This is a genomic window from Phycisphaeraceae bacterium (genome assembly GCA_020851465.1).
Classification (GTDB): Bacteria; Planctomycetota; Phycisphaerae; order Phycisphaerales; family Phycisphaeraceae; genus JADZCR01.
On sequence record JADZCR010000005.1, the window covers coordinates 183,523 to 197,045 of the forward strand.

A 13,523-nucleotide genomic window follows, 5' to 3' on the forward strand; every position below is an offset into this window, starting at 1 on the left:
AGCGAGTCTTACAGTTGCTTACAACTGTTACACTTACTATCTAATTAATAATCGGCCATAAATAATTTCGGAGTATTTATCTTGGCTACGCCAACGCGTCATTCTTCTCACCGCCCTGTACGTGCGGAACGGCGTCTTTTTCACAAACCCGGCTTGATTCATTTCTGGGTGCTCAATGACGACTGCACCGACGAAGTGATGAACAAGATGATGCACGCTTTTGCTAAGAGTGATGCTGCCGCTGTCTGCCTCCATCCACGCTGCGGCCTGCGTGTGCCATATGGCGGTGCAGACTGGTTTGACCTAATCCGTAAAACCACAGAACGATGCGCCAAGCTTGGTCTTCAGGTATGGCTTTACGATGAAGATCCATATCCCAGTGGCGCATGCGGCGGCCGTGTGTTTATTGAGCGGCCTGAATTTGAGGCGCGTGCTATCGAACGCTTCGAGTTCAATCCTGCGGAGTCCAAAGGCGATAACCTTTTCTACTTCCCGACCGGAAACCTGCTCTGGTGCGGCTTGGTCAATACTAAAACCGGAGAGACTACGGACTGGACCGAACGAGTTGGTACAGTTCGGCGAAACTGGAAAATCCTCGATAAGTGGGACAGCCGATTTTATTACCCCGCCACACCGCTCTACTCGCATCCGCGATCATGGGCAGAGACCCCTGAATATGCCGTAAGCTTTGGCCCGGTACCCAAGCCTGCCGCGGCAAGTCCGACTCTGCCGCCAGATACGAAATTGGTCGCATTCGTTGCCCGTCCGTGCGGACGGGGCGCGATTTATGGTGGACTTCCCGACAGTCTGAATCCAGAGGCGACGAAATATTTTATCCAACTCACCCATCAGAAATACAAAGAAGTATTGGGGGACATGCTGGGTAAAGAAGTGCCAGCCATTTTCACTGACGAGCCTAAGTGGTATGCCCATAAACCTTGGACGATGGGCATGTTCGAGGACTTTGAGCGGCAGTTCGGTTATGACCTCCGTCCTCGGCTCGAACTGCTCTTTAACAACTCGTCCGACGATCAGGCTGTACTCACCCGCCTTCAATACCGACAGTGGTGCACGGAACGCTTTGAGAAGTCATGGCTGAAACCAATAGCCGATTGGTGTAATCGGAACAATCTCGTACTCACAGGCCATATCAGCCCTGAGGACGACCCCGTCGAGCAGAGCGGATACACCGGGAATCTCCACTACTACTGGCGACATTTTGGTTTGGCGGGGATCGACCTAATTATTCCCGCTGTGGGGGACCACAATCATACGTTGATCAACGTCGGCATCGTCAGCGCGGTCTCCGCAGCATCACAGCACAAGCTTTCGGGTGTGATGAGTGAGTCGCTTGGCGCGTCCGGCCTGCACCCAGACATGAAGCAAAGCGGAAAGGTGCTGCTTTGGCAGACAATGATGGGGTTGACCTCGCCAGTGATTCACTATTGCCAAAACTCAATCGAGGGATTGCGCGAATACGATGCGCCGCCTGACTTTGGGCCGTTCAGTCCGCATTGGCCGGCTATGGTGAAGATTCACCGGGAGGTTGCTGCCATTCAGCCTTACGTTCGTGACGCGACTCAGGTTGCGCCGGTTGCTTTGCTTTGGAATGTGCGGAGTTGGTGGATGCAGGATGTGGATTGGCAGACAGAGCCTACCGGCATGCGGTCCGATTTTAATGCACTGCTGGCCGGATGCCTCGACCGGCAGGTTGGCACGCAGATCATTGATGAGATCGTGCTATGGGATGCCGAGGTTTCACGCGGCGAAATCGTTATTGGCTATTCTCGATATTCGCACCTTGTCGTGCCTTCGTGTTCGATTCTGCACGAAAAAACAATAGCCAAACTTCGGGCTGCACAACGCGCCGGAGTGGAAGTATTCTTCGCAGGCCGAACTCTACCGACGATCCAGCAAACTGAGAGTGCTATCAAACCGCTCGACTTGGGCTGGCTGCCACAGCATGACATTGACGCAGCGGTACATCTTTTGCCGCGTTTAATCAATCTCGAAGGAGACCTGACGGATATTCGGTGTACCGCTTGGGTCAAAGGCGGTAAAACCACGTATCTTTTAATGAATCTTCGTGAATCGCCATGGCGTGGCAGACTGAAAGGTAAGCCGATCACGTTAGCTGCCGGAAAAGTGGTTGTGAGGTAACCGCCAGCAGTCCGCTACGGATTGTTTTCATGGCACGAACGAACTTTGCAGGAAAAGTTCGCTCAACCTTTCGCTTCAAATCTTCCGAACACTCCACACGCAGTGCCGCTGCTCGTATCCATTGCGATGGCGATACGGTTACGTCCATGACGAAACTTGACAGATAACGAGATTTGGTCCGCTATCGCAGGATTCTTGCCGTGTCCTGTATGGATATCCTTGCCGTTAAGCCAGATTCGCACCGGCGCGTCATAACCAAAGTGCAGGAACCCATCTTCCACTGGTCCCACCTCGATATCCGTAACGAAATACGCGATGCCTTTTTTTCCAAATATGATGTGACTGGCATCAGCAAAACCACATTCCTGTGATTGATCGCTGGTAATTTGATGCCATTTGATTTTACTCTTAGATGGATCGGGCGGAACTGCAGACGCAAGGCTGCCTGGCAGTTTCAATACCTCCGATACTTTCCATTGAGAAATATAGGGCACATCAAAAATTACATCCGCGAGATAAATCTGTGGATGTGACCACTGATCAAGTGACGGATCCTTTAGAGCGTTGTGCCCTGAGTAATAAGAGAGGGCAACGCGTCGTCGGTTATGTGGATGCTTTGCAACCCCCATATACGACAGATCAAACCCGGGGCCTGAGGGCAGAACAATTTTCATTTCGGGTTTGTCGCCTTCGAGTTTAAATATCGCGACATGGGCTGCAGAAGGCGTGATGAACCATCGTCCCGAAAACCAGATATCGTTACCTGTCAGCCACAGTGCGGGACCGGCGAGAGGTACATCAATTTCCAGTTTGTCCCATGTCTTGTACGGCGGCAATGAACGCATGATCATCGGCTTATGGCTGCGATGTTCCCGCCTAACAATCATGGTGACTGCGCCATCGGCTGCAAAATCCATGTTGCATTCGTTCGGCTGATCGGTACCGGCATGGAGAACCCGCTGCTTCTTCCATTTCAAACCATCTTTACTCGTAAACCACGCGATTTCGCTTGATTTTCCGGGGATGATCTCGCGGTAACCTGAACAGTAGTGCGTACCCTTGAAATATTCAGGACGCCACATGATGTAGTTGCCGGTTCCGCTGTATCGCATCCACGGTGACCACTCAAGTCCATTATCGGTGTACGCGCAACCAGCGTGATATACGCCAGGTTGGGTGGTGTTGGCTTCAAAGCCGCAGACGAATAACCGTTTGTCCTCTTTCTGATATAGATGCGCATCACGAGTATCGAAGCGTCCACGGATGACTGCAGCGTTGTCGAAACTTACTCCTTCATTTCGGCTGCGCAGAACCACGATCTTTCCTTCATTACAGACATGTGCATCACCTTGGCGGTAGGACACGTATAGCGAACCCTTGAAAAAGCGGGCGCCGGTGAAAGCGTTGTGATTTGAGTCATCGGTGACTTGTCGGAGAGAGCGGATTTTCATAACGATCTTTCCCAATTAGTGATATGGATATTGGATATTTGTGAAGTGAAAAATTAACTCAGCTTAAACCACTTCTTGAAGTACGCAATGACGTTTGCGGTGGTGATACCAGCGCAATGCCCACCATCAAACCACGTATCTTCGTAGTGATCGTCAGCCCCCAGCAGGCGATAACCGTGACGAATTTCATCGCGAGCAGTTTGTGACTGAGTCCACCACGCAGGGCGATTTTCAGGTGCTATCCCTGAGTCATTCCGGCCATCCATTATCCACATGGGGCGGGGTGCGACCAAAGCTCCCGTATGAGCACTTGAGCAGGGGATCGTCGCATCCGGCCGGAGTGTTGTTGTTGCAGAGGCGAACATATGCTTGAAGTAACCTTCGGGTGGATCACTGGGAAGATAGATATTTGTGCTGCTGACGATTGCTGCTGACACGCGCTCGTCCACCGCTGCAAAATACAACGAGCTCCATCCGCCTCCTGAGCAACCCAGTGAGCCAATACGTGACATATCCACATCGTGCCGTCTTGCCAGAGCATCAAGCGTTCGAGGCAAGTCGATCATCCGGAGTGCGGTGTAAGACAATCCCAGGGCTTCAAGACGCAGACGGTAAATACCGGGGTTTGTTTCGCCCTGTTCACCGCAACCACGACAGTCGGGCACCCAAACCAGACAACGTAGAGCCTCAGCCAGAAGATAAGGTTGAAACTCTAACTCATTACTTAATTGTGTACGTGGGATGGATGGATCCTCATCTCCCGTAAACATCTGTTTTCCGGGTCCGCTTCCGTGAAGCCAGAAAAGGAGAGGCATCTTTGCGGGAGCAGGCCCTTTGGGACGCACGAGATATCCTGGCATCCACAATCCCGGTTCGGTTTGTACGAGCCATTTTTCACGGAAACAAGTCGGTCCTTCCTGTCGCTCAACTAATCGCATTTGGGGTTCGCACTTGCCCGTCGTGTTGTCTTCCATCCATTTCCAATGCCTGGCACGAAGAGTGCGTTGCCAGGAAAGAAATTGTTCTACATTCAGGGTATTAATACGGGTTGTGCGTTGTTGCCAGCGTTCCTCAAGGTAGGTGTGAAGCATCTTGACCGCGTGGGGATGGGCAGGTTCGACGCTCGCGTCATCGGCAATGCGCAGCGGAAGGGCATTTCCTCGATCATCTGAAAGCAAGACTTCAATTTTGTGCTCATGTGCCAGATCGATAGGGCCGTGGAGTTCTAGGTGTGTGAGCTGACCCCGTATGAGACGGATAGCGTTTCTCTCACCCGTCGTGGAGTGCGAAACAACAGGGTGGTTATTTTGGGGTACGGTCTGCTGTTTGGAATGATGGCGATCAGATCCATGACGTGAGGAGTCATACAAGGACCATTCTTCACTACCTCGCAACTCGGTTCGTAGCTGTAACCCTTCAGCAAGTGGGTATAGAACAACATGAGAGACAGCGTTCTCACCGTGTTTATGAAATCCCGCAAACTGGTTCCCGGCGGCATAGCGTTTTGTCGAAGAAAACGGTGGCTTATCCAAATAAGACAGCACCATAAACCCACGATGTGTTTCTTCCGGTAAAGCCCAATCATCAAGCAAAGGCAGCAAATCCTGTTCGTTCCAGGCCACGTCACCTGCCGGCGTAATTTCTGCTGTGAGCTCCGGCTTATTCCTCCAGGCTTTCCAGTCGTTGGTTAATACCAGCGATGTGGTTGCTCGCCATCGCTCGGCTGGACGCAAGGTCACCGTGCGAAAGCGAAGCTCAGCAGTTGATTGAAGAAAATCTCCGGGAATGGGCAGATAGCCGCACATACCAGCCATTGAATCACTAGGGCCGCCGGTCACAAAAAACGACTTTCCCTCCGCGTCGCCATGCACCATCCGCATGGTTTTGCCGGGTTGAATAACGTGGCTGCCCCAATAAATATCCGTATCGCGATACCTCACTCGCTTGCCGTCGAATGTCACGAACATCTGACTAGGAAAAACTGAAAAACTGTTATGAAGCCACGGAGTAAAAAACTTAGTCTCGTTCTGAAGATTGGTGATGGTAAGTTCACAGGTCAGGTGACGTGTGGATGCTTGGAAGGTCACGATTTTGTCAAGCAACAGACCATCAAGATGCAGGAGGTTGGCTTTGTCAGGCCAACCAGCGAGCCGAAGGAAGGCATTGGGAGCATTCCAGAAGTGGCGAAGGTGGATGCGGAACCCGTGAGGATCGCTGGCTCGTGCGAGCACGAGATGCGGCGAAACGTAACTGGTCCCCGGATATTGCTCCTCTGCGAAGAGCACACGAAGGATGCCGCCTTCGAGGCCAATTGGATGCATGACCCGCTCAACGTCATCGGCTACCCAGGAAATAATTCGGCCACCAGCAGATGGTGAAAGCACGATCCGGTCGGTTGCAGATTGCCAAATGAGGTCGCTGCGGTCGAGCATGATGTTCGCAACTTGTAAGATCGGGATGTTGCAGATGAGCTTGAACAATCAGTTGCAACACGAGCCATCGAGCATTCTCGCAGTCAACTCACTCGTAAAGGGTGAAAACTTCAATCTGTAGAAACGGAACAGGTGATCAACGTACAGACACTCTGCACCGTTCGAATCTTGGTTGCCTGGGGTGGCCGGCGAAATATTCTCATGCCGTTTACTTATTGCTAACGAACCGGCAGCGATATTACTACTTTGCAATTGTAATCTGAGGTCGCTTCGGGTCCGGCCAATCAATGTGAAAGAAAGTTCCACGCGGTTGATCCACGCGCTCATACGTGTGGGCGCCGAAGTAGTCACGCTGCGCCTGGAGCAGGTTTGCCGGAAGTACCGCGCTGCGATATCCGTCGAAGTAGGACAGGGCCGACATGAACGCTGGGCATGCAACACCAGCCTCAGCTGCCAGGGCCACAACCTTACGCCAGTTTGCCTGCGCTTTCTCGACTTTCTTCTTGAAGTACGGATCAAGCAGAAGATTGATCAGCTCGGGATCGCGGTCGTAGGCTTCCTTGATCTTCTGAAGAAACCTTGCGCGGATGATGCAACCGCCTCGCCAGATCATCGCGATCTCGCCAAAATTGAGCTTCCACTTATATTCCTTTTGAGCCTCTGCCATTAGCTGGAAGCCTTGCGCATATGAGCAGATCTTTGAGCAATAAAGCGCATCACGAACCGCCTCGATCAAGGCACTCTTTTTACCTTTGTGCTTGGACTTGCCTGCCGGTCCCTTGAGTTTTCGGCTTGCGGCGACTCGCTGATCTTTTACAGCGCTGAGACATCGTGCGAAGACTGCTTCGGCGATGGTTGCTGCGGGTACTCCCATATCGAGAGCGTTTGTACTGGTCCATTTACCAGTGCCTTTTTGGCCGGCGGTGTCGAGGACTGCATCGACCAGAAACCTCTTCGGTTTCATTGGATCGCGTTGCTGGAGAATATCAGCCGTGATCTCGATAAGGAACGAGGCAAGATCGCCTTCGTTCCACTCGGTAAAGATTTTCGAGAGTTCATCGGGTTTCAATCCGAGCAGGTTTTTCAGCAGGAAGTAGGCTTCGCAGATCATCTGCATGTCGCCGTACTCAATGCCGTTATGAATCATTTTTACATAGTGGCCAGCGCCATCAGGGCCAATATGAGCGGTACATGGTACGCCGCCCTTGACCGGACGACCTGGCGCGGCACCCTCGATCGGGTTACCGGTTTTCTTATCCACCTTGGCTGCAATCGCCTCCCAGACTGGCTTGAGGGACTTCCACGCATCAGGCGATCCTCCCGGCATCAGCGATGGGCCGAATCGTGCTCCCTCCTCACCACCTGAAACACCGGAACCGACAAAATTAAATCCACGTGCTGCCAGTTCTCTTTCGCGGCGAATTGTGTCGGTCCAAAGTGAATTACCGCCATCGATGATGATGTCGCCTTTATCGAGGTGTGGCAGAAGACCGTCGATCACCATATCAACCGGTTTGCCAGCTTTGACCAGGATCACTATTTTTCGTGGCGTCTTAATCGCCTTAACCAGTTCTTCCTCGCTACGACAGGGAACCAGTCCACCCGGAGTATCAGGGTTCTCTACGACAAATTTCTCCATCGTCTCAACCGTACGATTAAATACGGCAACCTTGAAGCCGTGATCAGCCATATTCAGGACGAGGTTCTGACCCATTACCGCAAGACCGATGAGGCCGATATCTGCGGTGGCGTTGGAAAAGTCTGCCATGGCAAAGCTCCATCAAGTAATTTGAATCAATCCAGCAAGAAACAAAATGATAATCGTTCTGACGGTCAACATCAGGACAGCTGCTCCACAGCCTTTTCGGGTCGTCGCGGATTTCCTGGATGGCTTTTCAATACTGATGAAACCAACACACGTTTGAGGCGTAAATCATGGTGTTTGCCGAACACCGCCCTAGGTATGGAAGGCTAACCCTAAGGGTGAAGCATTGGACGCTCACGTCACTGCGGGACAAGCGGATCAAAATCGGCACGAAAGTCACTCATCATTCCCGGCTGGTGGTGTTCCAACTGGCGAAGGTCGCCGTGCCCAGTCAATTGTTCCGAGCGATTCTTTACCGCATTGACCGACTTCGTCTTCTCTTCTCATCACCGAAATGACTGCTACACCCGGTTACATCACTGTGCATGAGCATTCGGGCGCGATCGGTCTGTCATCTCGGGACCAAACGCTGTCACCCCGCGACCGTTGCGAGCTGGGCTATTATCTACGAACATCACAACACCATGAGCATTGCGAATGAGTTCGACACGATCAAACAGCGTTTACGCCATCTGGCACTCTACGAGAAGGCTGAATACATCACCGAGTGCGGCTGGTACAAAGGTGTAGGCATTCAGGAGAAGGACCTGCGGTACCTGTCCAGCCCGCCGGATATAGCGCGCGTGCGCCGGTTGATCGCGACGCAGCGCAACGAGGGGGCTTTTCTCGGCATTACATACGACAGCCAGCGCGATGCTGATGCTCAGTTCTGGACGGTTTCGCCCCAGACACACCTGTGCTGGCTGTTGATGATGGCGGAGGCCTGGCGGCGCGACGATTCGCCGCTCAAGGACGATCCGGGGCTGCGCACGAGCATTCTCCGCGGCCTCGATTACTGGTTTCATCGCGATTTCCAGCACAAGAGCTGGTGGTTCCTGATGATCGGCGTACCGCGGTGGATGGCCAAGATCCTGCTGCTGATGGAGAGCGAGCTTTCGGCCAAGCAAATGCAGGGAGGCTTCAGAGTTTTGGCCCGCGCCGACGCGAGAACACCCTGGGGTATGGACCTGGCTGGTACGGCGCAGAATCAGCTTTGGACGGCCGACGTGATGCTGGTGCTGGGTTGCCTCGAGCAGAGTCGCGATCGCGTCCGCCGGGCGGTGGACAAAATGCTCCACGAGATCGTCGTCCGACCGTCGTGGGGAGAAGGCATCCAAGCCGACTGGAGTTTTCAGCAACACGACAACACGCTCTATTCAGGCGGCTATGGCTACTACTTTGCGGTGGATGCGCCGAGGCTGGCATGGGTGCTTGAAGGTACGGCCTACGCATTTCCATCTGAAACGGTCCGCGTGATCCGCGATTACCTGCTTGAGCATCAACAGTGGATCGTGCGCGGGGCCACCTACGACTATCTCACGCTCGGGCGGCTCGTCGTTCGCCCCGGTCAGGACGCAGGCGTGCTCCACACGGGCTGCCGGGCCATGCTAAAGCTCGGATCTCTCGATGCCAGGGATCAGGCCTTGCTTGAAGGGTTCCTCGCGCGCCTAACTGCCGGACCCGACGACCGCCCGGCTCAACTGTCAGGGAATCGCTGCTTCTGGCGGTCGGACTATATGACGCATGTCCGCCCAGGATTCTTCGCCTCCGTCAAGATGTTCTCGAATCGCTTGTGCAATACGGACTCTCCCAGCAATAGCGAAGGGGCGCAAAACCACCACATGTCTGACGGCGCCATGTGTCTCATGCGCGGTGGGTACGAGTACGACCGCATATTCGGCGTGTGGGACTGGCGCAAGGTGCCAGGCACGACAGTATTGCAGCGGCGACAGCGGCTTCGCATCGACACAGTGCTCCGCAAACGCGGCACGCGTGCCTTCGCCGGTGGCGTTTCCGACGGGCGCGATGGGCTGGCAGCGTTCGACTTCCTGCGTGATGGCGACGACCTGACCTGCCGCAAGGCGTGGTTCTTCCTCGAGGACCAGGTTATCTGCCTCGGCGCGGGAATCACCTGCCCTAGGAAGTGGCCGGTACATACCTCCGTCAACCAGTGCCTGCTCCGCGGTCCCGTGCTGGCGGGCAATCACGCGAGACGGCGCACAGTTGAGTCTGGTGATCACGTGCTGGACGCCCCGACGTGGGTGCATCATGACGGCATCGGCTATGCGTTTCTCGAGCCTGCTATGGTCCAGTTGCACAACGCGCCGCAGGCCGGCAACTGGCGGCGCATCAACGGGCAGCTTTCGCCCAAGCGCGTCGAAATGGACGTATTCAGCCTCGGCATCGATCACGGGACGAGACCGTGCGACGAGCACTATGCGTATGTAATCCTCCCTGACCTATCTCCTGAGAGGACGGTCGCATTCGTCGCCGCACCGCCGGTTCGCGTAGTCAGTAACTCGACGACCGTGCAGGCTGTGCAACACGGATCGCTGGGGCTGGCGCAAGCCGCGTTCTACCAAGCGGGTGCAGTTGAAATGCTGCCGGAACTGATCATCGGCGTCGATCGGCCATGTGCTGTGCAATTACGAGGAACGGGCTCCGGAGTGCAATTGGCCGTCGCCAGTCCTGAGCACGCCGTCGGCGATATAAGGATCCGCCTATCGCGCCGGTTCGTAGGCCCGGACTGCCGCTGGATTGAGACGGAGAATGTTACTGAGATCCGCGTCGCATGGCCTGACGGGTCTGCCGCGGGGAAAAGCGTGGTGCTCACGTTGAACAACGGCTGAAGCAGACAAGTATCACGGGCGGCTCCTGTAGTGAGTTGAATCTGAGTTGACCGCGGTTGGCGGACTCATGCGTTGGGAAAAGGACGTAACAGACGGGTCTGCCGCGGCTGGCGCTGTATCAGGAAACTGGTTATGAAGTTCAACCTCGTATCTTTCGATCGCGTCCTCGGAGTCTTTCAGGTCCAAGCCCGTGGGTGAACGGTAGAGGTTGATTGCAGAGATCATTCTGCCCGCAAATATTTCGGCTGCGATAACCCTCCACTGCGCATCAGTCAATTCGTTGGGCATATTCAGTGTTCTCTAGCACCTTCAGCGATCAGAATTTTTTATAGCGAGTTCGCTTGTGCCAGCGGTTTTTCACCCTTGAGTACGCGTAAGAGGTTTTCCGTGCTCATCAATGCTTGCCGTTCCACGCTTTCAAAGGTTCGACTGGCGATGTGCGGAGTCACGATAATGTTGTCTATATCTTGGAACGGATGCGGTACTTTGATCGGTTCATGCTCCAGCACATCTGTGCCGTAGCCGTATAGTTTGCCAGCCTTGCACGCTGCAGCGATATCAGCCTCATTCACCAGTCCGCCGCGGGCACAGTTCACGATGATCGAACCTTTCTTCATTGTGTCGATTCGGGCAGCATTGATGTACTCACGGTTTTCAGGCGTGAGATTCATATGGAGACTGATGATGTCGGCTTGTTTGACGACATCATCAGCACTTTGCGCTCGGAAGATGCCGTGTTGAAAGGCGAAAGGCTCATCCCAATAAACGTCATAAGCGATGACCTGCATATCAAAAGCACGAGCTCGCTTGGCCACCTCCTTACCGATCCTTCCCAACCCGATGATGCCGAGCGTCTTGCCTGCTAATTCGATTCCGGTCGTCCGTTTCCATTCGCCCTTTTTGACGACATTGGTGTGGGAACGAAGATGCTTGGCCAACATAATGATGAGACCAAACGTATGCTCTGCCACGGTCGTATGGTTGACGCCGGGCGTGAAGAGAACGGGAACCTTGAGTTCCGTTGCAGCTTTTACATCAACACTGTCCAGACCGATGCCATATTTCGAGATAGCTTTGAGTCGTGGCAGTGCTGCCTGTAGGACAGCCCGCGTGATTTCATCATCGCCATGAAGAAAACCATCAAAGCCGCCATCAGCCGAGACGAGTCGAAGCATCTCTTTTTCGGGTAGCGGTCCTCGAGCACGTACGATCTCGTGGCCAGATTTAGCCAGCAAATCATGATGCCGGCCGGGAGTGTCCTGATAACTGGTTGTGGTAAGGAGAATGCGCATGGCACAACAGATTAGTGAGCCTGCGACCGCTTGCAAAGCGAGGCTTTACCCCTGCCGTAACTTTGGAAACTATCGATAAATCACCCGCAAACTCAACGATTACCGTGAAACTGGTAAACCCGACAGCTGGTCCGTTACATCGGGATACTCGCGAATCAAATACCAGTAAAACGCTACAAATTCACGACACAAAATGAAAGGCTCGCGCATTTCACGTCCTTCGGGCGCGTGGGCGGAGCCGACATCTGAAATACCCATACGGCGGAATGCGAGTCGGCAGCGGAGGATGTGGTAATACTGTGAAATTGCTATCGCAGAAGTCCAATTGTGCTGCCGCAGTATCTCGCGGGTGTTGCGCGCGGTGAAGTAAGTGTTGATTCCGTTGGGGTCGGCAATGATGACGTCTTGAGGAATACCGTGAGCAATAAGGTATTCGCGCATGCCCCGAGCCTCGTTGTAGCCACCCGGCGCGGTAGAACCGCTGACGATGATGTGATGGAAAGCCTCCGCATTGTAAAGTTCGATCGCTCGATCCAGCCGCCCTTTTACCACGCTCCCAACTACACCTTCCGGGCTGACGTAATTTCCGAGCACGACTCCAACGTCACGAGGTCGCGTATCGTCATTGCAGCCGGTGTAAATGATGACACCAAGGTGGAGCAAAATACCTGTAAGGCCGATTACACCCGTATAAAACGCAAGGCGTATAGCGAGACGGAGTGGTGTTCGCTTCTTCGCTGCCTTGACCATCACGAGAGTAAACCCATGGTGTTGTGTATTCAGTATCTCGATAGTTAGTTGAACAAGATCGAGATAAGTTTTGTCGCAGCGGTAAGTGTCGAAGTCACGTGCCGTTATTTACAAGTTTTCCCGCTTCGAGCACCACACGACGGTCAGCGGCATCAGCAACTTTCGGGTCGTGTGTCACCATGACGATCGTCTGTCCCGTCGCATGTGTTTCACGAAATACTTCAAGGATTTGTTTGCCGGTTTCCGTGTCAAGGTTTCCGGTTGGTTCGTCGGCGAGGAGTACGGCTGGCTGATTCATCAGTGATCGCGCGATTGCGACACGTTGTCGTTCACCGCCGGAGAGCTTCGCCGGCCGATGATCCATCCGATTCGACAACCCCATGCGTTCCAGAAGTTGGATAGCCCTGCCGCGCAGCTTACCTCGCATTCCCGGCCATACTGCGCCGCCAGTGGTAATCATCGGAGCGAGCAGAAGGTTTTCAATGGCGGTCAACTCAGGTAACAGGTGATAGAACTGAAATACGAACCCTATCTTGAGATTGCGATAACGATCCACCTCAGCAGATGACTGCTCGAAAACGTTCATACCCTCGAATCGCACGGTACCACTGCCGGGTCGATCAAGACCGCCAAGCAGATGCAGCAGGGTACTTTTACCTGAGCCGGATGCACCGAGTACTGCGAGCCACTCGCCGCGATTTACGTCCAGATCCACTCCGCGCAATACATGGAGGTTTTCCGTGCCGCTGCGGTAGTACTTATGCAGACCTTGTGCCTGGAGAAACGGAGTTGAGCTCACTCACAACCTCCATTCTCATCACAGCTGCGAAGATTTTTGATCATCAATTCCCATGAAGGATCAGAAGCAGAGAATAACATTGCTGTTGTGTCTCGCTTCGGAGAAAGAGACAGCGAAATATGCCCATGGAGTATTTTCTGCACAT

10 protein-coding genes are annotated in these 13,523 nt (G+C 53.7%); 4 read left to right on the plus strand and 6 right to left on the minus strand.

Translation table 11 applies throughout. The features are described 5' to 3' along the window. Window positions 1-81: 81 nt before the first annotated feature. Window positions 82-2,160, plus strand: coding sequence for a hypothetical protein (locus tag IT444_05855; protein ID MCC7192292.1), 2,079 nt, complete (start codon window positions 82-84; stop codon window positions 2,158-2,160). A gap of 62 nt (window positions 2,161-2,222) precedes the next feature. On the opposite strand, the gene IT444_05860 is transcribed toward IT444_05855, so the two are convergent. After that, window positions 2,223-3,611 (minus strand): exo-alpha-sialidase, encoded by a 1,389-nt coding sequence (locus tag IT444_05860; GenBank protein MCC7192293.1) that lies wholly within the window; start codon window positions 3,609-3,611, stop codon window positions 2,223-2,225. A gap of 53 nt (window positions 3,612-3,664) precedes the next feature. Continuing rightward, complete coding sequence (locus tag IT444_05865; GenBank protein ID MCC7192294.1) at window positions 3,665-5,698, minus strand: hypothetical protein; 2,034 nt, start codon at window positions 5,696-5,698, stop codon at window positions 3,665-3,667. On the opposite strand from IT444_05865, the gene IT444_05870 reads away from it, so the two are divergent. Continuing rightward, window positions 5,687-5,989, plus strand: coding sequence for a hypothetical protein (locus IT444_05870; protein ID MCC7192295.1), 303 nt, complete (start codon window positions 5,687-5,689; stop codon window positions 5,987-5,989). The genes IT444_05865 and IT444_05870 overlap by 12 nt on opposite strands. A gap of 295 nt (window positions 5,990-6,284) precedes the next feature. Here the strand turns inward: IT444_05870 and gndA are convergent, their stop codons facing one another. Continuing rightward, on the minus strand, window positions 6,285-7,811 hold the full coding sequence (gene gndA, locus IT444_05875) for an NADP-dependent phosphogluconate dehydrogenase (protein MCC7192296.1): 1,527 nt from the start codon (window positions 7,809-7,811) through the stop codon (window positions 6,285-6,287). A gap of 215 nt (window positions 7,812-8,026) precedes the next feature. Between gndA and IT444_05880 the strand changes: the two genes are divergently transcribed. Together IT444_05880 and IT444_05885 are read left to right on the plus strand one after the other, a co-directional pair. Next, complete coding sequence (locus IT444_05880; GenBank protein ID MCC7192297.1) at window positions 8,027-8,206, plus strand: transposase; 180 nt, start codon at window positions 8,027-8,029, stop codon at window positions 8,204-8,206. A gap of 126 nt (window positions 8,207-8,332) precedes the next feature. Beyond that, entirely contained in the window at window positions 8,333-10,537 is a 2,205-nt protein-coding gene (locus IT444_05885) for a hypothetical protein (protein ID MCC7192298.1), read from the plus strand. A 326-nt stretch (window positions 10,538-10,863) separates the two neighbouring features. On the opposite strand, the gene IT444_05890 is transcribed toward IT444_05885, so the two are convergent. From IT444_05890 to IT444_05900, 3 genes are all read right to left on the minus strand, one after another. After that, window positions 10,864-11,829 (minus strand): phosphoglycerate dehydrogenase, encoded by a 966-nt coding sequence (locus IT444_05890; GenBank protein MCC7192299.1) that lies wholly within the window; start codon window positions 11,827-11,829, stop codon window positions 10,864-10,866. Between the two features lie 99 nt (window positions 11,830-11,928). Beyond that, window positions 11,929-12,579 carry a YdcF family protein gene (locus IT444_05895; protein MCC7192300.1) on the minus strand — a complete coding sequence of 217 codons (651 nt, stop codon included), beginning with the start codon at window positions 12,577-12,579 and terminating at the stop codon, window positions 11,929-11,931. Window positions 12,580-12,673: 94 nt separating this feature from the next. Then, window positions 12,674-13,378, minus strand: coding sequence for an ABC transporter ATP-binding protein (locus IT444_05900; protein ID MCC7192301.1), 705 nt, complete (start codon window positions 13,376-13,378; stop codon window positions 12,674-12,676). Between the last annotated feature and the right edge of the window lie 145 nt (window positions 13,379-13,523).

Excerpts from the sequence above, each read along its gene's own strand:
- IT444_05890 (MCC7192299.1), bottom strand. The coding sequence starts at position 11,829 with ATGCGCATTCTCCTTACCACAACCAGTTATCAGGACACTCCCGGCCGG.
- IT444_05885 (MCC7192298.1), top strand. The coding sequence starts at position 8,333 with ATGAGCATTGCGAATGAGTTCGACACGATCAAACAGCGTTTACGCCAT.
- gndA (MCC7192296.1), bottom strand. The coding sequence starts at position 7,811 with ATGGCAGACTTTTCCAACGCCACCGCAGATATCGGCCTCATCGGTCTT.
- IT444_05860 (MCC7192293.1), bottom strand. The coding sequence starts at position 3,611 with ATGAAAATCCGCTCTCTCCGACAAGTCACCGATGACTCAAATCACAAC.
- IT444_05895 (MCC7192300.1), bottom strand. The coding sequence starts at position 12,579 with ATGGTCAAGGCAGCGAAGAAGCGAACACCACTCCGTCTCGCTATACGC.